Below are 22,504 nucleotides of genomic sequence, written 5' to 3'. Positions count from 1 at the left end.
TTAATTCCTTATGCAATATTAGCGCTAACGGGATGATTTATTGGATCTGGAATCACTCTGTTGGCAAGATTATTCTTAATTTCTGTCGTTGAAATTTGTTGCGTGCGTTCAAGATAAAATACGTTACAGATATCAGATAAATCATCAAATTTACCTTTCCAGTCATCACCAATAGCAAAGATGTCAGCATTTAGCCGAATAATATCATTCCTTTTCTGGCGCCAATCGTTTTCAGCTATCACCTCATCAACATATTTACAGGCTGCGACAATTTCTTGTCGTTGTTGAAAATTGAAAAACGCGGCCTTACCTTTAAGCGCATTAAATTCGTCGGTGGATACCCCCACAATTAGCTTATCACCAAGCTTTTTTAAGCGTTTAAACAACCTCACGTGTCCAAAATGAAATAAATCAAACGTGCCGTAAGTAATGATAGTTTTCATGGAATACCTCAAGTCTTGATATATGAATTAACGAGCATTGATTGAGTGGGTTATTTGCCATAATCGACGCAGGTAACCTAGTTGACTTAATGGTTGAAACTCCATTTCAACCAATTCTATTTCTTCCTGTGGGGTCGTATCATTCAGTAGGATTTGTACCGGACCAAATACACCATAACGTGCATGTTGGTGACCCAGAGAACTTGCGCCAAAGAGCAATAGCTCACCTTTAACGACGAGCCACAATTGTGGCAACTTTGCCAGCACCGGAGCGTTGATGGCGATTTCAATCAAAGAGATAAGCTGTTGCTGATTATTACTGACGCAAATCCGTTTAATGGGATGTTTAGGCCGTTGAATACAAGCTACCAGTAAACTGATTAACATAATCGGTAGGGTTAATAGAATTAACAATGCCGCCACTAATCGGGTGATAAATGACACCTTGGTTAATTTCTTTACCTTGAGATGACATGTAGAAACAAGACTAGGATCGTTGACTTTAACCCAAGTGTTTTTGGCAATATCGATAATGTAATCTTGAGATACAATTTGATTGCTAACATTAAGGTTATTACCAATGTATGTATTGGGTAATACGATACTATTGCTTAATTCGCTATTATCGATATAACAATGCTGGCCGATCACGATCGCACCATGACATTTTACCTTATTATTTAAATAGGTATTGGCTCCAATGTTGCCGTAAGTTTTTTGGTTTGCAAAACTAGGGTGCTGTGTTTGATGTTCAATTCTAAGTTGGTTATTTTTTTGCGCGGAATCAACTCTACGGCCTTTTAAGTCAAAGGTGTCGGCATGTTTAATAATATAATGGTTTGCGGCAACAAAATTGTCGATGCTGTCTAGATGGAAAGCCATACCGTGTAAGACTTGATTAATGGTTTTATCGTTATCTTTTTGGGGAGCGGCTAATGGCCAATTTAAATTGTGCCCATGTAAGCGGCCTTCGGGTAGCATTAATAGTCCAGGGTTTAGATCGCTCATTGAGGCTAGCACAAATGCTTGTTTAACCTGCTTGGCAAATTCAACAAAACGTCTAATACAAGGTGTGCGAACAATATCACCCCTCACGACTAATAGAGACTGATTAGGGTCTAATTTCATCCGTTTTAATACTGATTCAATATCTTCTTCTGGTTTGCTTAAAAAATATTCGATAGTTAAATTCCATCTAGCACCGTTAGCAACATGGGATTCAATTTCTGCAGCATTATTGGCGATGACTAATTTCGCACGGGTAATACCCGCTTGAGCAAGATCTTCAAGGGTATAGTCAATTATTGCTTTGTTGGCCACGGGTAATAACGCAGCACAGTATTGACGATTCAATGGTGCCAGTTCGGTCGCTGAACGGTTGGCAAAAATAATGGCTTGCATATCCTTACTCCTAGTATGCACCCCGGGCGAAAATAACTGCCGGAATGGTCTTAAATAATAACTTAATGTCTTTTATCAGTGATTGTTGGTAGATATAATCAACATCAAGTTCAACCTGTTTGTCGAATGGAATGTGAGATCGGCCAGATACTTGCCAAATACAGGTAATACCGGGTTTAACCATTAATCTTCGTCTATCTGATAACTGATATTGGTTCACTTCACTGGGTAATGCAGGACGCGGGCCAACTAATGACATATCGCCTTTAAAGACGTTCCAAAGTTGTGGTAATTCGTCAATTGATAGCTTACGGATCCAAGCGCCGATGTGAGTGATCCTAGGATCAGATTTCATCTTAAACAGCACCCCACCTTGCATATCATTCTGTGCAGTTAATTTAGCCAATCTAGCTTCTGCATCGGTAAACATTGAACGAAACTTAAACATAGTAAACGGTTGATTGTCTTGTCCTGCACGGGTTTGGCTAAAAAATACATTGCCTTTTGATTCAAGTCGTATCGCACAAGCCGTGAGTAATAAAAGCGGAGACAGCATCAGCAATAAGCTAGCCGACGCACTAATATCCAATAGCCTTTTGCTGATTTGGTTTAACTTTATTTTGCTGAAAAACCATCGTTGTTTACCCCATGATTTTCGCTGTGTGGTAGCGTCTAAAAGGTTGACGTTTATCGATGTCGCAACCAACGGATTTGCATTTTGAGACGGCGTTGATGCAAATTGCAATGTGGCTTTGTTTGCACTCTTATGCGCTAGTAATCGCTGCGCGATCAAATCAATTAATACCCGCAGAACAAACAATGGGTTGCCAATAATATATCGACGCCACATTCTCTTAGGCTCTTGCATTAACCGCCAAGTCCATTCCATTCCCATTTGACGAAGTGCCAAAGGTGCACGAGTGACCGCATCAGCATAAAAGTCGAATAACCCTCCGACACCAACGGCTGCTCCCACATTCAACTGATGCTGATGATTAGCTATCCACATCTCTTGAGTAGGAGCCCCCATAGCGACCAATAAAATTCCGCTATCAGACTGATTAATATGCTTAATGATGTCCTCAGTTTGATGAGCTTTAAAATAGCCATCTTGTATGCCAGCAATGCGTAATTGGGGATAACGTTTTGTCATGTTCGCCGCGGCTTTTTCTGCTACGCCAGGTTTAGCACCTAACAAATAAATAGATGTGCCATTTTTGGCTGCTTGTTCACATAAGCGTGGAAACATATCGGTGCCATTAACATTATCTTTAAGCACAATGTGGTTGTATTTACAGGCTAAGCGCAAACCACTGCCGTCAGCAAAAACATGCTTGGTTTGATTTAATACTTGGCGATACTCAATATTGGTATGGGCAATATTCATGCAGTCTGTATTGACGAATGCGAAAGCGTCACAGTTACGGCTTCGGCCACTGGTTAATAAGCTATCAATGGCTTGTTTCATGGTGACGTTACTAATCGCCACTTTGAGTAAGGTAAAATGGGTCTGGCTAGTGCAAACCATCTTTGATGACAAGGTATAACCTATTAAGCAACGAAGGGTTGTTAATATATAGCGGCTCACTGAGGCATTTAATTTCGGGTCAATGGTAAACTTGTCATAGGCAATACCCATTCTTGAGTGCATTTGGCTAAAGGACATTAAACCTGGACGGACTATATAGTCTTGATATTCCAATACCTCATATTGATATTGACAACCCACAAAGCCAAGCTCACCTTTAATCACATTAATGAGGCCTAACCAATAGGACCATTGCGGCTGAATAAATTGTAATAACGCGATAGGTTTTTCATTGCCGCTGTGTAAATAGACCACTTCAATCGCTTGAGCGTGCTGATATTTCAAGTAACAAGCTTTTAATAATAACAACGGACTGACCAAGAGTAGTAATATCAAGCTGATAATTGATTCAACTATTCTGACTGACCATGAAATGTTTTTGATGTGAGTGCGCATAAGCCACCTCGATAACCATTGTGGTACGGATAGGAAACTCGGTGAGTTTCCTAATGAGTTATCTAGATAATGCTTAAATCGTGCCACTATTTATAATGTTGATTTGTATGGGTTTATTTTGATTTGTTTGGGTTTGTTTCACCTGATTGCAGTTTGCAAAGCAGCTTGCAATCAGATGATATTGCTTGAATGAACCTTGTTATAAGAACGCGGATGACACGCCGTCACGGATAATCTTGTATTTTTGGATTAAACCAATGATTTTATGTCCTACACTTTCACACCAATGGTAGCAAATTGCCGGCAGTATCCATTGTAAATAAGCGGCACTCACAGTGCTAATTGTCCTGCCCATTTCATCGATTAGAATTTTAGGTGACGTTTGTAATGCTTGGGTGGCTAATTTGGCTGCCATTTTGCCATCTTTCATTCTTATTGCTTGACGAGCTAAATAACGTAACTGATAAGCTCGTGCAATATTTTCATGACGTTTTAATAGTTTAGGAGCAAAATATCTTGCCTTGTTGATCATTTGCTCCCAAGAGGCAAGCTGCTTTAGTAAGTTAGCGGATAATCCGCCATGGTTAAGTCGATAATAAGTTAACGGTTGCGGCAATCCTTCCATTTTCCACTTAGTGGTTGCCACAATACGCAGCCAACATTCGATATCTTCAGATTGACGAAATTTTTCATCAAAATAACATGAGTACAACTCATATTTGTATACCGCTTGAAAACGAATATCATCCAACGTTTCGCGGCGGATAACGGGTGCTGAGCCATTACCAACCGGATTACGGCAAAGTAAATGTGCAGCATCAATATTAGTTAACTGTGGCATTTGGTAAAAATCAATCGTTTTGCCCTCATAGTTCATAAAGCTTGAACGTGAAAAGCTGATCCCCACCTTAGAGTTTTCGTCTAAATGGGTGCAGTGACGCTGCAGTTTTTCTGTATGCCACATGTCATCGGAGTCAATAAAGGCGACGTATTTACCTAAAGCATGACGAATTCCGGTATTACGAGCAGCTGCCAGTCCTTTGTTTTCAATATGATTAATGATACGGATACGAGGATCGATTATTTTCTGACAAATTCTCAGACTATTGTCCGTCGCACAGTCATTAATGATGATAAGTTCAAAATCAGTCAATGTTTGACTTAAAACAGATTCAATGGCTTGTTTCACAAATTTCTGCACATTATAAACGGGCATGATTACAGAGATTTTAGGGCTCATGATGATTCTCCTACAGGGCTTAATTGGAGAGTGCTTTTAAACACTCTTTGATAGCTATAAATACTCACTAGCGGTAACGTGATGAGATAGGTGACCATTACTGTTTGAGCTACGGCAACGAGGCTATATTGACAAGCAATACTGATGACCACGGCATATAGTGCGGTTAGTAATAGGTTGATTTTCAAATTGACTTGGCTTAAGCCATTAACGAGCAATAATTGACTAGCGGCTTCGCCTAATGGCCTTGCTAAACCACTCAGACACAAAAACAGGAATACACTCACAGCATCCGTTGCGAGCCATTTATCGCCATAGACCATGGGCACATACCAATGTGATAACAGGCTTTGTAATAAAATTATCGGGATGGTTATCGCCATAATGGCTGCAATGCTGCTGAGATATTTAGCACAAAGATCGCGTTGTAAAGAACTGCGTTGACAAAGGTGACTGTAAAACGCGGTGCCAAAACTTTGTATTAAGCCAAGGCTGATCCCTAAACTGATGTTATAAGCAAAAAAGTACACTCCGAGTGTCTCTATTCCCATAAAGAAACCAATTAGCAAGTAATCGATATTTTGTCTAAGGGTGGTGGTGAGATCGCTTAAGCTCACCGGAATACCAAAAGCTAACAACGAGGTTATTTTAACCAAGTTGATGTCCCTAAAGGTGTTCGAAGTAGACAGCGTTTGAGGAAGAGGATTTTGATAACGATGGATCGCAATCCAAATAAAAATAACCAGAACTTTGGGTAAAATAATGGCCCAAATTCCAAAGCCTAATAATGCCAATGTGGCCGTTAAAAACGCATCTATTAGGGTCTGCCATAAATTAGCTCTGCCCACAATACGCATATTATTTCTACGCAAATTTAATGTTGCATACTGCATACCCATTGGTAGAAATAAAAAGCTCGTCGCCATTAGCGCGATAGGCATAACCAATTGAGGAGATTGGTAGTAGTTCGCTAATGGAAAACTAATCGCCACCATAAGCAAAAAGGCAATGATGCAGACGATGACATTGACCCAGTTTGCACTGTTAAAGTGGTCGGAAAAGGTTTGATCATCCATGCGAATTAATGCCGCTGAGGTAATACGGCGAGTGGCGGTGCAAATGAGTTCAAATAGGGTGAGTACGATTGCTGCTTGGCCAAAAATTTCGGGCATTAATAAACGCGCTAAAATAACACTGGAAACTAAGCGGATCATCCGGCCACTAAATTGCGCAGAACCAAGCCACATCATACTTTTCCCCAACCCCGCAAAGCCTTGATTTATGAGTTGGCTTGATTGATATAACTTATTAACGTGCCAGTTTTTCATATTAATCCCAGGGTAATTTACTGCATAGATGCTATGCCTCGTAGGGATTGATACATAAATTGTGCCATATTTTAATGCATTGTTTTATATGGTTTATTTGTTTTTTTAATTGAGAAAGGCGATTTGTGAAAGGTCGTGTTGCAGATTGCAAAAGCAAAATGCAACGTTCGATAGTCTGGAGGGCGTAAGCTTTATTTGTTGAATCTGTCGAGAAAACCCTGTGATCCGAGCGGAGCGAAAGTCGCAGAGTAGTTCACTTAACGAATATCGCTAAGTGATAGACTTGATGAGTAAATGACCTTGATGAAATTGATTTACTGCTTGGTGTCAACAAGGTGCGATGGCGCGGTCGGTGGATCAATAAGCGCTTTGCCCAAAATGATCAACCCAGGCCAAAATAGATAAGCGAGAATTTCTAAGTTTTCACCAAAAGTGTATAGCATTAACAGCATCAGTATCGCCATGCCTACTTTTGCCAATGGGTGGGTAAAAATCCTCAGCAATAACACCACAAATGTCACTAGCATGGGAATAGCCAGTGCTATAGCCCCCACCAAACCTTTGACAAATAATAGCCCATACCAAGTATGGTGAGAACCAATTGGCATAAACTCCACCATATGCGGTCCTCGCTCAACAATACCATGACCAAACATAACCGCTTCGTTCCACCATCGTTCAACAGCAATATCAGCTAAGGACTGTCGAACCCGAGTGGAGTCTGCTCTGGCTCCTTTCACCGCAGCAATAGTCATGGTTATTTTATTCAGAATGGATTCACCAACAAATCCAGTCGCTAAAATGATAGGGCATAATATAAAGTACAGGAGTGGGGTACGGACAAATTTTAGCATCGAGAAGTAGCCAAATAAGGCCATATAGCAAATTAAGGCCAGCCGAGATTGAGACATTAGCACCATAAGTAAACTGCCAATAACCCCCCAACGTTTCCAACGACGAGAAGACTCTTGAAGTGCAAAAATAAAATATAAATTGCCCAACATCCCTAATGCGGGAGCCCAAGGTGTAAATAAACGCCAGCGCGGGATCCCACTGCCAGGATCTATCTCATATAAGCTTAATGAGAAAAACTCAGGCCCTGGGCCACCAATAATACTTAATGGGGAAACATATAAGGTACTGGGTAATTTAAGTAGCCATGCCAGTACAAATATCGGCAGCAATATAACGGTATGTTTGCAGACTTGACAACACGCTCGGTAAATAACTTGCGGCCTAATGTCTAAACAACCAATTACAGGAAAAATAGCCAATAAAGCCCATCCCTTAGCCCAGCCTATACTCGACTTTATTAATTTGGCTATGCCCAAGCCCTGTTCAAGATGGCCAACAATAAGGGCGATTAACATCACCCACATACCTAATAACCAAATATACAGCGTTAAGCTGATGGTACTTGCGGGTTGATAAGACAGCTTTTTGACCAGTAAGCGACAAAATAAAATCCAAGCAATAACCGGAGCGATAATATAAAGGGCTCCCACTAGCCAAAACAAATAGCTGTAGACTATGGCTTTGTAGACGATTCTTTCGTCAGCATTTTGCGGAGTAACGGTTTGCGGATCCATAAAATACTCAGTCCTATTATTGCCATAAACGATGCGCAAAAGGCCGCAACAAGTAATAACATGGTCGCCAAATTATCTGCTTTAGAAGCAAATGAAGGTGGCGACAATAATTGCAATAACGGATAGGCAGTAAAAATATCCGCTTTACCTACATCCATTTTGGCTACAGCAGAGGTCATTACCGCGGTGGCCAGTTGATGAGCTCGATGTAAATCTTCTAGTTTTGCGGCATCATCATTAGACAAGTCTAAACGGATTTCCCAGTGTACAATTTGTTCATCCAATGTGCTAAGTTGTTGCTTTAAGCCAAGATGTTTAGCCCTTAGTTGTATCAGTTGCCCCATTAACTCTGCGCGGCCATCAATGTCTTTTAACATCAGTATATTCAGTAGCTTGGTTTGTTGTATACGCTGTTTTTGTCTTAATAATAACGTTATACGCGCTTCTAAGGCCGTTTGTAGTTTAGTTTCTTCGGCACGTAAACTGGTTATTTGTGGATGATTAGTTCCATAATGAGCGGATAGGGCATGTTGTTGGCCCATGGTGTCATTGTAAGCCATTAATAGCTGCTGAAAGAGCTTATCATTATGCAGCTTTAACAGAGCCGCGGCCTCATCAGATGATGTTCCTAAATGTTGATGTAGACTTTGTTCTTCCGCTTCAATTCCGGTTAATGTAGACAGCATATTGACCCGACCATGGCGTAATCGCTCAATGGTTAATGCGAGTTCTTTAAACTGATCAAGTGATACTAAACCACGTTCTGACTGAAAGGCTAAAATAGCATCTTGAGTCTTTTTTACTTTGCTATTGTAGCCAGCTAAACCTTGACTAATGCCACTATCTCGAAGATTCACTTCATCGGTACGAAGGTCGCTGAGCAGCTGTTGTAATGAACGATATAATGCCCAACCTTTATCTTGCGCTTCTTGAGCTGTACCGCCTTTAACGCTAAATTCCATTAGACCCGTTTGGCTGGGTAACGTAAGCTTTGGCTTACCGAGTTGTGCAACGGACATTTTTAATTGTTTTGCCGCCTGAGTCATTAACATATCACTGCTAGATATGGCTTTATAATTTTCTCGAGGATCAATTGCCGAACTCAAATAAGGTGAGCTAGATGAGCTGGTTGCTTGGCCTACGCTATCTAGGTTAACTAATGCTCCAGCACCATTACCGGGTAAGATTAATATCCACTTTGACACGTAAGAGGTGGGTTTAATCACCAGTAATATCGACGTCATGATCCAGATAATTAATAAGCTCATCATTGCCGTTTTAAGATATAAACGCTTACGTGCTTTGGGGGTGAGTTTACTGCCTTCCAATGCTGCCCGTTTTATCCAAAATAAGTAAGCCAATTCGCTTAAGCTATTATCTTTGGCATCATTGATTTGATAATCAGCTTCATTGTTATTGTGTGCCCTTTTTTGCTGGTTTTTGTCTTCAATAACATTATCCATGACATGCTCCTTATAACCAGCCAATTAAGCTGCTTGGAATAATGACGTCGGTTAGGCTACGTGCAAGTTCACGGAAGTTGGTCATTCTTGAGTCATAACAGGCAATGCCATCACCCGGTAATAACACTGGGTTCATATTATTTTTCCAAGATTGCTGTATTAACCCATCAATCGAACGTTCGACTACATCCATCTGATTCGATAATGGATTTTTAGTCACTAATAATATGTAACGACTGGCATTGGTTGATTGCGCGCCGCCGACACAGTTGGCTGCAATGGCGCCATGGAGTAAGCGTGTACCGTAAGGGAATCGGGTGGCTTCTCTGTCTACTGCTGATTGGCTGTTTGAACTTGCTGGTTGGGTTAAGTTAGACATAAATACTCGAATACCCGGTGTTGTAATCGGCGATGGTCTAGCCAATTCGTCATTGAATTGGTTTGTTGAGGGGACATACACTTTGTCCCCTGCCATTAAGGTAAACTCTTGAATCGATTCGCCGGTTAAAACACCTGTTAACTCGATGCGGTATATCCGATTATCACGAATAACATTCACCGCCGTTAAATCGGCATCTGGACGAATACCTCCAGAAGAACGAAGCGCTGCATCAATGCTTCGCTCAGTGGCTTGATCACCAGAAAAATCACTTCCGTCATCTTTAGTTTCAATGGGTTGTTTTTTATTAATCATGTGCTGACCAGGTTCATATACCGCGCCAGAAGTGGTGATATTAATCGGGGCCCAACTGATGGGCACAATGCTGATACGGATAGCAGCAGGTTGCATCAGTTTTTCAATGATCAATTGATGCCTGATGGCATCGTTCAATTGTATTAAGGTGAGGTTTTTTGCTGATACACTTTGAATGAATGGCAGGTAGATATTGCCATCGGCATCAATTTCAACGGCTTTACTGAAATCTTCACCGTTTAAAATATTAATATCTAATTTGTCACCCACCGACAATTTCAGTTGGGCTTTTTGCCATTGCGAGTCAATTAAGCCCGGGGCAAGGTGTTGCGCCTTAACACCTTCTTTAGTGAGCAAATGGCTGTTTGCATTAATGTATGGATTATTGATTGGCACGTTTTCAATTAAGCCCAATTTAAGATTATTTGGACGTTGGGCACTGATCTGTCGATCATAAGGCGTGTGCTGACCAAAATAGTGGCATTCACTTGAGGTCGTTAACTGGCAAATATCTTCGCTTGCTGGTCTATTGGGGGTGACGCAAGCTGAAACACTTACGCAAAATAATCCAATGAGCGTAACGTGGGATAAGTTTGTCATGATAAATTCCTTAATAAGTAAAGCCCAATAATCTGCCCGTATTGACACTAGCGGGTCATTTCTTTTAAAGGCGTATCTTCATGCAGCCCATCAAGCGCTTGCTCTTCAGATTCATAAATATCCATAATATGATGCAACCGAGTTAACTCAATTAATGCTCTCACGCTGGAATTTGGATTTAACAACACAATATTCCCTTGATAATGCATGGTATTTTTACGTGCAGAAATCAAAACTGAAAGCCCACTTGAGTCAATGTATTCAAGCTGGCTCATGTCGAAGACCAGTCGAGTATTACCCTTGTTGATGTATTCTAAAATAGCGGCTCTATATGTTGGCGTTTGTGCCATTACCATTTTTCTTGGTAAGCGAACTACACTCGCGTGTTGTTGTGCTTTTAATTCGAAGTTCATAATGTCGCCCTCTGATTTATCATGTAACAAAGTGAATATTGGTATTATCAATCATTGATTTTTATATCATCGGCTGAGAATATCTTTAATTACTAAAAGATATTGCAGTATATGTGCCAGTTATTTTATTGTTTAATTTCAATTGATTGCATGTATTAGAGAGTGTTTATTGCAAATTGAGGGTGAGATTTTGCAGATTGCAATGCATTGGTGCATGCCGGAGGGGGTTATTTTTAGTGATAAGTCAGTTCTGACGTGCAGCGAAGATTTTAAAAAGCAGTAAGCTGGACTAATTTACTGCTGTTATAAAGGGTTCGTAATCGTTATTTCTGTCAGTAAGTGGGTTAGTTTCTTAATAAACTCATTCTTAGGTGGCTGCCTAATACTGTGGGTTGATTCCACACCTGATCCATCCAACTATACATTATCCATAAACCCCGACCATGTTCCTCATTTTGATCAGGACAATCAATCAAAGCGGGTAATTCGGTATAAAGAGCATTATCAAGTAAGTCGACGATGACGCTATCGGTATTACAGTGCATTAATAAGGTAATGTTGGCAGCATCACAGCTTGTGTGTTGAAGGATATTATTGACGCCTTCTAACGTACAGGTAATGACTTTAAAACGCTGTTTATCACATACTTGGTTGTTCAGCATAAATTGTTCTAGTTCGATACAAAATTGCTGCTGCTCAATAATTTGAGGCGTTAAGTTTAATTGTAAACTATTCATAATGCGCTCCTTATGGCATTTTATCACTTATGGATCCCGATGAATTAACCGCTTTGTTCGCCTGATGGCTTTGCTGGTTATGGCTTTTTTGGTGTTCAACAGACTTTTTCTGGTGCCACAGTCTGTTGGAAAACAACATAAGTGACATGTCGTCTTGTGCTTCACCTTGTTGCCACATTGACAATGCATGACGAATGCGATGGATCATCGCATCACCACTAATTGCGTGGTTGACCATGCATAATGTTTTGAGCCGTTCAAGCCCAAACATACCCAACTTCGGATGGTTAATTTCATAAATACCATCAGAAAAAATCATTAGATGTTCATCATCAGTTAGGTGACCTTGGCAGTCGATATATTGAGTATGTTCATCAATACCAATGGGTAAACTCGAAGGGATATCGAGTGACTCACAGCGATGTTGGCTGATGAGAAAGGGCTGTGGGTGACCGGCATTGCACATTTCATATTGGCCACTTTTACTGTTGATTTTTCCTATTATCATCGTGGCAAATTGGCCGTGCTGGCAGGGGTCTGAAAAAACCTGATTAATGTAATCCATTAGTATTGCTGGAGATTGATGCCAATCTACTCGACTTGGGTTTAATGATTGTGCCAGGGCGAAACTTTGCATTGCGGCCCCCGCGCCGTGACCTGACACATCGATTAAGAAAAATCCGATCCATTGGCCGTCAATAGTAAAGCATTGAAACATGTCACCGGCCAACTCATTTGCTGCAGCGAAATAATGATTCACTTGCCAATTTTCTAAGGTGAATCGTTTGTCAGGTAATAATGCATGTTGCAATTGAGCGGCTTGTTTCAATTCAGATTTTTTCTGATCAAGTAATTTTTGTGTTTTATGAAATGCCTGATTAAGTGCATTATTTTGTGCTTTCATTATCTGTTGTGCCTTAATCAGACGAATCGCGGCGATGACACGCATCTTTAGCACTTTGGGTTCAAAAGGCTTAGCTAAATAATCATCTGCTCCAGACTCTAATGCATAAATGAGGTCATCGGTTGCATTATTACCGGTAAGTAACAGTATGTAAGGAGGTGAATCAGTTTGTTTCAATAATTCACAGACGGCAATCCCAGTTAATTTAGGCATACGCCAGTCGCTGATGAGTAAATCAATGGGTTGATTTTCACACAAGGATAAGGCTTGTTGCCCGTCGATACACTGATGCAATACGATGTTGCAATCTTCAACCTGCAGCAATTCCAACAGACTTGCGATAAACAGTCTTTCGCTTGTCGAGTCTTCTGCGAGCAGTATATTGATAGTGTGTGTTAACTTAGCCAGATTCATGTTTTACTCCAATGTTGACCTTTGAAGGTTTACTGATCAACCTTCACACTGTGTCTTCGGTGTTAATTCCACTATTAACCCAAAACTACAATCAATAACTATTAGCCCATAACGACAAGCAATAACTATTAACCCATAACTACAAGCAATAACTATTCCATTCTTCAAATAACTTTTAAAACATGATCTTGTGAAAATTTATTTGCTATACCTGTTTTCAATTTTCAATTTGCAATGTCGTTATTGCAAAATGCAACAGCCTCATCCATAGTAATTGTATAAGACGTTTATCAACGTTATTTGCTGGTCCGTAAGGGAGAGGGAATTTGTCTTTTCGATTAAAAACGATTATAGGAGTGGCACTGATTGAAGCCATATTGCTATTTATTTTGGTCTACACCAGTATTGATTACCTCAAACAATCTAACCAGTCTGAAATTGAGAAACGAGCGAGCCTAACCACGAGCTTATTTTCGGTAGCGGCTAAAGATGCGCTAAATGAGTTGAATAAAACCACCTTAAGAGAGCTAGCCAAAGAGCTTAGTCACAAACAAGAAGTCAGCTACGTTTATATTTTTAAAAATAATCAACTTATCGTCGCAATGCACAAAGAGTCCAGCAATGTTATATGGGGCGTTGATGAAGTAGGCCAAATTGATGAACAAAACAATATTTTTGATATAAACAGGCCAATAATTAAAGATGGGCTTGATATTGGGGCTGTTCAAATCGGATTTGATCGCTCTGGATTTGATGCCTTTTTAATCCAAGCTTCTAGCCGACTTTTATCTATTGCGGTTGTTGGAATACTCCTCGCCGCACTATTTTCTTGGTTATTAGTTGTGTATTTGACTCGTAATCTGATGCAATTACAAATCGCCTCAAAACTTATTTTGCAAGGTAAAACCGGGGTACAAATACCGGTTGTCGGTAAAGATGAAATTGCTCAAACCACCACTGCTTTTAATCAAATGGTACAAAATATTGATTCAAGAGCTCATGCCTTAACGGGAGCAAACGTCAGATTAAATACTATTTTAGAATCAGCTGCTGACGGATTTGTTATCATTGATGTTAACGGCTTGATTACTGAAGTGAATAAATCTGTAACCCGTCTTTTTGGCTATAGTAACGAGGAGCTGGTGGGTGAAAATGTTTCGATACTGATGCCAATAGCCGATCGAGAAATGCATGGCCACTATATAAAGCGTTACCTTGACGGGGCTGAAGCTAAGATAATCGGTACCGGTAGAGAGTTAATTGCTGAGCACAAAGACGGACATCAATTTCCTATTGAATTGTCAGTGTCTAAAATGGTCATTGATAACAACATTTTATTTTTGGGATTTATTAAAGATCTTACTGCAATAAAGCTTAATCAGAAAGCGGCTGAACGAAGCCAGTCAATTTTACTGGCGACGCTTGAGGCAAGCCAAGATGCATTAATTACTATTGATATTACCGGTAGCGTAGAAGAATTTAATCCAGCAGCGATTAAGCTTTTTGGTTATTCCCGCGAAGAAGTGTTAGGTAAATACTTAGAGGATTTAATTATTCCTAAGGCATTTCAACAAGCTCATCGAAAGGGTATGGAACATTATCGGCAAACGGCCAAAGGGGCTGTGTTGCACAAACGGATTGAGGTACCCGCCCACAATAAAGACGGTAAAGAGTTTCCCATTGAGTTAAGGGTCATACCTATTCAGCTGGGAGATGATATTTTATTTACCGCATTTGTACGGGATATTTCTGAGCAAAAATCAAAAGAAGAAGAGTTGCGGCTTGCCAAAGAGCAAGCTGAAGCCGGCAGTAAAGCAAAATCACGCTTTTTAGCCACCATGAGTCATGAAATCCGCTCGCCATTAAATGCCGTGCTGGGTAGCGTTGAATTACTTTTGGGGTCGTCGCTTCAAAAAGAGCAACGAATTTATGTTACAACGGCTAAAGAAGCGGGCGATGCGCTATTAAATACCATTAACGATATTTTAGATTTTTCCAAAATTGAAGCTGGGCAAATGGTGCTTGAGTCTCATGAGTTTGAACCCGATAACCTAGTAGCTCAGGTGCTGCAAATCCTTGCCAATAAAGCATTAGAAAAAGGCGTGCATCTTGCCAGTTATATTAATCGCAATGTTCCACAGCGTTTAGTCGGTGATCCTCAGCGGCTTCGTCAAGTGATCCATAACCTAGTTGACAATGCGATTAAGTTTTCAAACTCAGGCTGTATTACTGTAGAAATGTGGATACCTGATAGTCATAAAGAACGCGTTGAGCTATGTTGTTCAATATCAGATCAAGGTATTGGTATCAGTGAGGATGCTCAGACAAAGCTATTTGTTGAATTTTCCCAAGTTCACGACACCCATACCACTAATTATAAGGGGACGGGTTTAGGGTTAGCAATTTGTGCCGAATTGGTACGGATGATGGATGGTGATATCTCGGTGGAAAGTGAACTTGGTAAAGGCAGCCGATTCAATTTGTTTGTGACGCTAGATAAAAGTACCAAAGCAATAAATCATTATGCAAAATTACCTGAACATTCTCGAGTGCTGATTATTCACCCTGATGAGCAATTGTGCAAATTGGTAAAAAAACAGTATGTCCAATACGGTGTAAAAACAACGTATATAAATGATGTCGCTAACATTTTTAAACTATCGCGAGTTCGGGGACTGTTTGACCTCATTTTACTCGATGATTCATACATTATGTCGGTTGATAGAAAGTTATTGAAAATTTTACATAATGACTTTTTATTTCCACAAGGTATTTTAGCTGCATTGAGCACTGGAGTGAATACTCAAGTGTCGCAACTATTAAATGAAATGGGCATAGAGCAAGTTGTTAACAAACCCCTTAGTCGCGCGATGTTGCTAAATCTAATCAGCGGGGCAACCCAAGAAACCAAACTTGAATCGCAACAGCGAGATAATTTTTCATTTCCTCAACACTGTAAAATCCTCTTGGCTGAAGACAGTCCTGCAAATCAAATGGTTGCAGGAACGATGTTGACTAAACAGGGGGCTAATATTGAGTATGCTAATAATGGTGTAGAAGCGGTTAATATGGCGCTTAAAACTGACTATGACATCATTTTAATGGATATTCGTATGCCAGAAATGGATGGGTTAGAGGCGACAAGCCTTATTTTACAGCAAAAACCTAAACAAATTATTCTGGCGATGACAGCCAATGTATTCAAAGAAGAGTTAGAGGCGTGTACTCAGGCAGGAATGCTTGATTTTATTGGTAAACCGGTCAATAGCAAAGATTTGATCGACGGTGTCGCTAAGTGGGTCAATAAAGCGCAAACATCAACACGCGATGAGCCAGACGATCAAGTCGAAATAACTTCGCAGCAAAAGATGGCGCTTGAATTACCGCATAGTGTTAATTGCCCCTCAGAGGAACAATCTGAGGAAGACATTAACATGAATTTATCTTTATCACTGTCGCCAAACAATGATATTGCTGCTGTCCAAAGCAATACATTGCAAGAGACTAAGATGAACATTGGCCTATTAAATTTTGATGTAATAGCTAATTTAGTCGATGTTATTGGCGAAAAAACCTTAAAGAAGATGCTAAAGGTCTTTTGCCAAGAAGTACAAATGAGAATAGAAACATTACAAAGACTAGGACCTGACGGTGACATGAGTCGAATTGAAGATGAAGCTCATACCCTAAAAAGCAGTTCTGGTAGTTTTGGGGCTGCAGCATTGTATGAAGCCGCTAAAACGTTAGAAGTGGCTTCAAGAGAGGGCAAGGATCCCATAGCAGAATTATTAGAACAGACTATTGTCATAGCAAATCAAAGTGTTGATGTAATTAAACAAATTTATCAATTAGATGATTGAAGATTCATTTCAACAACTGAAGGAACATTATGGGATTTCGAGTCGTTTTAGTCGAAGACAGTATATCTTTAGGGGCGCTTTATACCGAATACTTATACAGCGAAGGTGCCGATGTCACTTTAGTGCATTATGGTGAAGATGCGCTAACAGAAATACATCGTCAACCGCCAGATATACTTATTCTAGACATCAAACTGCCTGATATGTCTGGAATGGATATTCTTGCTCAGGTGAATGAAAGCCATCCAGATATTACAGTGATAATGATCACCGCTCACGGCACTATTGATATTGCTGTAGATGCCATGCGATCCGGCGCGTTTGATTTTTTAGTTAAGCCATTTGACAGTAAACGTTTAGCGATAACGTTACGTAACGCGTTGAAGCAAAGGCAATTAGTTAAACTGGTTACACAGTATGAAAACAGCCTACCCAAAGCCAACTATCAAGGGTTTATAGGTGAGTCATTAGCCATGCAAACCGTGTATAAAACGATTGATTGCGTCGCTAATAGTAAGGCTTCGGTGTTTATTTTTGGTGAAAGCGGTACTGGCAAAGAGGTCTGTGCACAAGCTATTCATAATGTTGGTAATCGCAAGCATAAATCATTCATAGCACTCAATTGTGCTTCTATCCCAAAAGAGTTGATCGAGAGTCAGATTTTTGGTCATACCAAAGGCGCTTTTACTGGGGCGGTGAGTCAGCGAGATGGGGCTGCAACACAAGCTGATGGTGGTACATTCTTTCTTGATGAAATCTGCGAAATGGAGCTTGAACTACAAAGCAAGTTACTGCGCTTTATTCAAACCGGAGTATTTCGTCGAGTGGGGGGAAGTAAAGATGAAAAGGTCGATGTAAGGTTTATCAGCGCCACCAATAAAGATCCTTGGCAACAAGTGCAAGAAGGCTTGTTTAGAGAAGACCTGTATTATCGATTGCATGTTATCCCGATTGAGTTGCCTCCACTCAATCAGCGCGGTAAAGATATTTTATTAATTGCCAATAAACTGTTAAAACAATACGCGAAAGAAGAACAAAAAAACTTTAAAGGCTTCAGCGCTGCAGCTCAAAAGCAACTTCAACTGTATGCTTGGCCTGGCAATGTCCGACAGCTACAGAATATTGTTCGCCAAATTGTGGTATTGAACAATGCCGATGAAGTCGAAGTAGCCATGTTACCCTCGCAAATCAGCAAACCGTTATCAAATCTGGTTCAGGCTCCTAGTGTGTATGGTGCTAATCAAACCGTTGCCGTTATGCAAACTGCGCCGACAAGTTCTGCACAACCTGAAAACAGCACTCTTGATAATACGCCATTAAGTGACATCAATACGGTCGTGATTGAAGCCTTATGGAAAACTGAGAAGCGAACGATTGAAACCGCAATTGAACTTTGCGAAGGCAATATCCCAAAAGCGGCAGCTATGTTAGATATCAGCCCCTCTACGATATATCGAAAGAAGCAATCTTGGGATGATATGGAGCTTAAATAGTCGTGTTGCTGTGTAACAAAAAAACCTGCAAATACAGGCTTTTTGTCATATCGCTGCACGATGTTAACTATGGTAGTGCTCGCAAGCGTATAAAGTATTTTCAAGCAAACTGGCAATGGTCATCGGGCCAACTCCACCAGGAACCGGGGTAATAAATGCCGCATTTTCAGCGGCAATATCAAATTCAACATCACCCACTAGGCGGCCATTATCCAAACGAGTGATACCAACATCAATAACAATCGCGCCGGGTTTTATCCATTCGCCAGGAATAAACCCTGGTTTACCCACCGCAACAACCAACAGATCGGCCTGACGGACTTTTTGTTCTAAGTTTTTAGTAAAACGGTGACAGGTTGTGGTGGTACAACCGGCTAATAATAATTCCAGTGTCATTGGACGACCGACAATATTTGATGCACCCACCACGGTAGCATCTAGACCATAAGTATCGACACCGGTTGATTTGATTAAGGTCATAATGCCCATAGGGGTACATGAACGTAGCACTGGAATGCGTTGTGCTAAACGGCCGACATTATAGGGATGGAAGCCATCAACGTCTTTATCTGGACGTATACGTTCAATGACCTTTGAATCATCAATATGATCAGGTAGAGGCAGTTGTACAAGGATCCCATCAATGCTTGGATTAGCATTACACTGGTCGATTAGTGCTAATAGTTCTGCTTCAGTAGTGTTGATGTCGAGGTCAAACGATTGCGATTCAAAACCGACTTCCTCACAAGCTCTGCGTTTACTGCCAACATAAACTTGAGATGCGGCATCACTGCCCACTAAAAGAACCGCAAGTCCTGGCGCGCGAAATCCAGCTTGTCTACGTACTGCTACTTTTTGTTTTAGTGTGGTGCGGATAGATTGTGCAATGGCTTTACCGTCAATAATTTGAGCAGTCATGGCTGTTGAGTTTCCTTTGAGTGGCGCGGGTGTTGAAGTCAATTGTCGATCGGCGGTTATTCTAGCAGGCGTATTGAAGAGTGTCATTTGCTAGACGAGGAAAATACAGTGAATAAACTATTCGCGCTATGATACTAATCATAGTTTTTGCTGCTAAATTCGGCATATAGCATTTAGGGGTAAAAAAATCGTTGACGATAGCAAGGTGACTCGTTAATATGCGCTCCGTTCTCGAGACAACCTTGTTATTGTTTATCGATAATATAAAACTCGAATACAAAACTAGATTTTCGGTGATTAGCGCAGCCCGGTAGCGCATCTCGTTTGGGACGAGAGGGTCAGAGGTTCGAATCCTCTATCACCGACCAAATTAAATGTTATTTGCTATCATAGCGAGTAACAGAACAAGTAAACTTGTTCAGCCAGACAGGATGCAGCGTTTAGCTGTGACCATGCGCCCGTAGCTCAGTTGGATAGAGCACCCGCCTTCTAAGCGGGTGGTCGCAGGTTCGAATCCTGCCGGGTGCACCATTTCAGTGGTGATTGTAGCTCAGTTGGTAGAGTCCCGGATTGTGATTCCGGTTGTCGTGGGTTCGAGCCCCATCAGTCACCCCATTTTTTCTGATTAACTCAAACTATCGAATAAAGACCCTTTATGGGTGTCGTTATGTTTGTTTTGGTCACGATAATTATTTTGCTGCAGAGCATTATCAGCCTAAGTCAACAATCTCATTTCGCACATTAAACGTGCAAACACATCAAAATTGATCACAAGTCGGCTTTTTTATCACGTAAATCGACCTTTTCAGGCTCGACTCTGTTAAAAACGGTAGCTATAATGTCGCGTCTTGATAAATATCAAAAATAAGCTAACTGCACCAACAGCGTCTTCAGCATCATTAATATCGCTGTGCTGGGTGTCAGAGCTAAACCCGTGGTCAAGAAACGAATATCTAATGGTTGAGTTGTCGACCATTACAAAGAACGTTAGACATATTTCGAGGTAAAACAATGCAAGTTTCTGTTGAAACAACTCAAGGCCTAGAGCGCCGCCTAACTATTTCTGTACCTGCTGAGCAAATCGAGAAATTGGTTAAAGACAATGTATTGCGCGAAGCAAAGCGTGCTCGTCTTCCAGGTTTCCGCCCAGGTAAAGTACCTATCGGCGAAATCAACAAGCGTTATGGTAAAGCCATTCGTCAAGACATCACTGGTGAAGTGATGCAACGCAACTTTATTGAAGCGGTTGTGGCTGAAAAGTTGAACCCAGCGGGTGCACCAGTATTTACTCCTGGTACAACTGAAGGCGAAACATTTGAGTTCGTTGCTACGTTTGAAATTTATCCAGAAGTGGTACTAACTGGCTTAGATAACATTGCCGTTGAACAGCCTAAAGCTGAAGTAAATGATGCAAACGTAGACACTATGATTGAAACGTTACGTAAGCAGCACGCTACTTTCGCTGCGGTTGAACGTGAAGCAGTTGCTGACGATAAAGTTAAAATGAACTTTATTGGTACTATTGATGGTGAAGAATTCGAAGGCGGAAAAGCTGATGATTTCGAACTTCAATTAGGCAGCAACCGTATGATCCCTGGTTTTGAAACCGGTATCGTCGGCCATAAAACCGGTGACGAATTCGAAATCGAAGTGACTTTCCCTGAAGATTACCATGCTGAAAACTTGAAAGGTAAAGCGGCTAAGTTCGTTATTACCTTAACTGAAGTTCAAGCGGCTAATCTACCAGAAGTGAATGATGAGTTTGCCTCTTTGTTTGGTATTGCGGAAGGTGGCTTAGACGCACTTAAGACTGAAATTCGTAAAAACATGACTCGCGAACTAGAGCAAGCGTTAAAAGCGAATGTGAAAGAGCAGGTCATTACTGGCTTACTTGCAGCAAACGACATTACCATTCCTAAAGCACTTGTAGAGGGTGAAGTGAATGTACTTCGTCAACAAGCAATGCAACGTTTTGGTGACCAAACTGAAAATATGCCAGAACTTCCGGCTGAACTTTTCACTGAACAAGCTGAGCGTCGTGTTAAGATTGGTTTGCTATTAGGCGAAGTGATTAAGACCAATGAGCTAAAAGCTGAAGATGATCGTGTCAATACATTGATCGAATCTATGGCTTCAGCGTATGAAGATCCGTCAGAAGTTGTGTCATACTACAACTCAAATAAAGAACTTATGCAAAACATGCGCAATGTAGCGCTTGAAGAGCAAGCTGTTGAAGCTTTGTTAACATCAGCAAAAGTAACCGTTAAAGACGTCGCTTTTGAAGAATTTATGAACAAGGCTACCGGACGAGCGTAAGCTAAGCTTGACTTAACAAGCCGTTCGCCATTTATAATGGCTCGTATGAGGTTCCTCATGCGGGCCATTTTTATTTTAGGGAAATGAATAATGCATAAAGCACCAGAATCAGTACTCAATGCGCTTGTACCTATGGTTGTTGAACAAACAGCGAAAGGTGAACGTTCTTATGATATATACTCTCGTCTATTAAAAGAGCGAGTCATCTTTTTAGTTGGCCAAGTCGAAGAACACATGGCTAACCTCATTGTTGCTCAACTATTATTCCTTGAGTCAGAAAGCCCAGATAAAGATATTTATTTATACATTAACTCTCCCGGCGGTTCCGTAACGGCAGGCATGGCTATTTATGACACTATGCAGTTCATTAAGCCTAATGTGAGCACTGTATGTATTGGCCAAGCTGCGAGTATGGGCGCCTTCTTATTAGCCGGTGGCGCTAAAGGTAAACGTCATTGCTTACCGAACTCACGAGTGATGATCCATCAGCCATTAGGTGGTTTCCAAGGTCAGGCATCAGACATAGCAATTCATGCTAAGGAAATCCTAGGCATCAAGAATAAATTAAACCAAATATTAGCTGATCATACTGGCCAGCCGCTAGAAGTGTTAGAGCGTGATACTGACCGTGACAACTTTATGAGTGCTACACAAGCTGTTGAATATGGTATTGTCGATTCATTACTAACAAGTCGCGGCTAAAACGG

General features: G+C 40.8%; 16 protein-coding genes and 3 tRNA genes. 7 read left to right on the top strand and 12 right to left on the bottom strand.

Annotation, left to right across the window (positions count from 1 at the left end; all coding sequences use genetic code 11):
* Positions 1–8: 8 nt before the first annotated feature.
* From AAEZ00_RS11140 to AAEZ00_RS11090, 11 genes are all read right to left on the bottom strand, one after another.
* Positions 9–443 carry an FAD synthase family protein gene (locus AAEZ00_RS11140; RefSeq protein ID WP_101030308.1) on the bottom strand — a complete coding sequence of 145 codons (435 nt, stop codon included), beginning with the start codon at positions 441–443 and terminating at the stop codon, positions 9–11.
* A gap of 27 nt (positions 444–470) precedes the next feature.
* Positions 471–1,844 carry a nucleotidyltransferase family protein gene (locus tag AAEZ00_RS11135; protein WP_351074830.1) on the bottom strand — a complete coding sequence of 458 codons (1,374 nt, stop codon included), beginning with the start codon at positions 1,842–1,844 and terminating at the stop codon, positions 471–473.
* Between the two features lie 10 nt (positions 1,845–1,854).
* Positions 1,855–3,828 (bottom strand): WecB/TagA/CpsF family glycosyltransferase, encoded by a 1,974-nt coding sequence (locus tag AAEZ00_RS11130; RefSeq protein ID WP_351074828.1) that lies wholly within the window; start codon positions 3,826–3,828, stop codon positions 1,855–1,857.
* A 199-nt stretch (positions 3,829–4,027) separates the two neighbouring features.
* The gene (locus tag AAEZ00_RS11125; RefSeq protein ID WP_351088637.1) at positions 4,028–5,068 is read right to left on the bottom strand and encodes a glycosyltransferase family 2 protein; all 1,041 of its coding nucleotides are present in this window, start codon (positions 5,066–5,068) and stop codon (positions 4,028–4,030) included.
* Positions 5,065–6,396 carry an oligosaccharide flippase family protein gene (locus AAEZ00_RS11120; protein WP_351088636.1) on the bottom strand — a complete coding sequence of 444 codons (1,332 nt, stop codon included), beginning with the start codon at positions 6,394–6,396 and terminating at the stop codon, positions 5,065–5,067. The genes AAEZ00_RS11125 and AAEZ00_RS11120 overlap by 4 nt, the downstream gene beginning before the upstream one ends.
* A gap of 314 nt (positions 6,397–6,710) precedes the next feature.
* Complete coding sequence (locus AAEZ00_RS11115) at positions 6,711–7,985, bottom strand: O-antigen ligase family protein (RefSeq protein ID WP_101030313.1); 1,275 nt, start codon at positions 7,983–7,985, stop codon at positions 6,711–6,713.
* Positions 7,925–9,448, bottom strand: coding sequence for a GumC domain-containing protein (locus AAEZ00_RS11110; RefSeq protein WP_232772015.1), 1,524 nt, complete (start codon positions 9,446–9,448; stop codon positions 7,925–7,927). The genes AAEZ00_RS11115 and AAEZ00_RS11110 overlap by 61 nt, the downstream gene beginning before the upstream one ends.
* Before the next feature lie 10 nt (positions 9,449–9,458).
* Complete coding sequence (locus AAEZ00_RS11105; protein WP_351088635.1) at positions 9,459–10,742, bottom strand: polysaccharide biosynthesis/export family protein; 1,284 nt, start codon at positions 10,740–10,742, stop codon at positions 9,459–9,461.
* A gap of 47 nt (positions 10,743–10,789) precedes the next feature.
* Entirely contained in the window at positions 10,790–11,155 is a 366-nt protein-coding gene (locus AAEZ00_RS11100; RefSeq protein WP_101030315.1) for an STAS domain-containing protein, read from the bottom strand.
* A gap of 344 nt (positions 11,156–11,499) precedes the next feature.
* Positions 11,500–11,892, bottom strand: coding sequence for an ATP-binding protein (locus AAEZ00_RS11095; protein WP_101030316.1), 393 nt, complete (start codon positions 11,890–11,892; stop codon positions 11,500–11,502).
* Between the two features lie 10 nt (positions 11,893–11,902).
* A complete protein-coding gene (locus AAEZ00_RS11090) occupies positions 11,903–13,210 on the bottom strand; it encodes a SpoIIE family protein phosphatase (protein ID WP_351074817.1) in 1,308 nt (435 codons plus the stop codon).
* Positions 13,211–13,536: 326 nt separating this feature from the next.
* Here AAEZ00_RS11090 and AAEZ00_RS11085 point away from each other — a divergent pair, with 326 nt between their 5' ends.
* Together AAEZ00_RS11085 and AAEZ00_RS11080 are read left to right on the top strand one after the other, a co-directional pair.
* Entirely contained in the window at positions 13,537–17,070 is a 3,534-nt protein-coding gene (locus tag AAEZ00_RS11085; RefSeq protein WP_351074815.1) for a PAS domain S-box protein, read from the top strand.
* A gap of 29 nt (positions 17,071–17,099) precedes the next feature.
* The gene (locus AAEZ00_RS11080) at positions 17,100–18,563 is read left to right on the top strand and encodes a sigma-54-dependent transcriptional regulator (protein ID WP_124013379.1); all 1,464 of its coding nucleotides are present in this window, start codon (positions 17,100–17,102) and stop codon (positions 18,561–18,563) included.
* A 63-nt stretch (positions 18,564–18,626) separates the two neighbouring features.
* On the opposite strand, the gene folD is transcribed toward AAEZ00_RS11080, so the two are convergent.
* Positions 18,627–19,481, bottom strand: coding sequence for a bifunctional methylenetetrahydrofolate dehydrogenase/methenyltetrahydrofolate cyclohydrolase FolD (gene folD / locus AAEZ00_RS11075; protein WP_124013378.1), 855 nt, complete (start codon positions 19,479–19,481; stop codon positions 18,627–18,629).
* Positions 19,482–19,772: 291 nt separating this feature from the next.
* Between folD and AAEZ00_RS11070 the strand changes: the two genes are divergently transcribed.
* The 5 genes from AAEZ00_RS11070 to clpP all read left to right on the top strand — a co-directional run bounded on the left by AAEZ00_RS11070 (position 19,773) and on the right by clpP (position 22,499).
* Positions 19,773–19,849: transfer RNA gene (locus AAEZ00_RS11070), tRNA-Pro, on the top strand.
* 86 nt (positions 19,850–19,935) lie between these two features.
* Positions 19,936–20,012 (top strand) — tRNA-Arg (locus AAEZ00_RS11065).
* A gap of 8 nt (positions 20,013–20,020) precedes the next feature.
* Positions 20,021–20,096, top strand: a tRNA-His gene (locus tag AAEZ00_RS11060).
* 396 nt (positions 20,097–20,492) lie between these two features.
* On the top strand, positions 20,493–21,797 hold the full coding sequence (tig, locus tag AAEZ00_RS11055) for a trigger factor (protein ID WP_101030321.1): 1,305 nt from the start codon (positions 20,493–20,495) through the stop codon (positions 21,795–21,797).
* Positions 21,798–21,887: 90 nt separating this feature from the next.
* A complete protein-coding gene (gene clpP, locus AAEZ00_RS11050) occupies positions 21,888–22,499 on the top strand; it encodes an ATP-dependent Clp endopeptidase proteolytic subunit ClpP (protein ID WP_101030322.1) in 612 nt (203 codons plus the stop codon).
* Positions 22,500–22,504: the final 5 nt, after the last annotated feature.

The organism is Shewanella sp. S1-49-MNA-CIBAN-0167 (assembly GCF_040310145.1).
Lineage (GTDB): Bacteria > Pseudomonadota > Gammaproteobacteria > Enterobacterales > Shewanellaceae > Shewanella > Shewanella psychromarinicola.
This window is presented reverse-complemented; position numbering and strand designations above follow the sequence as displayed.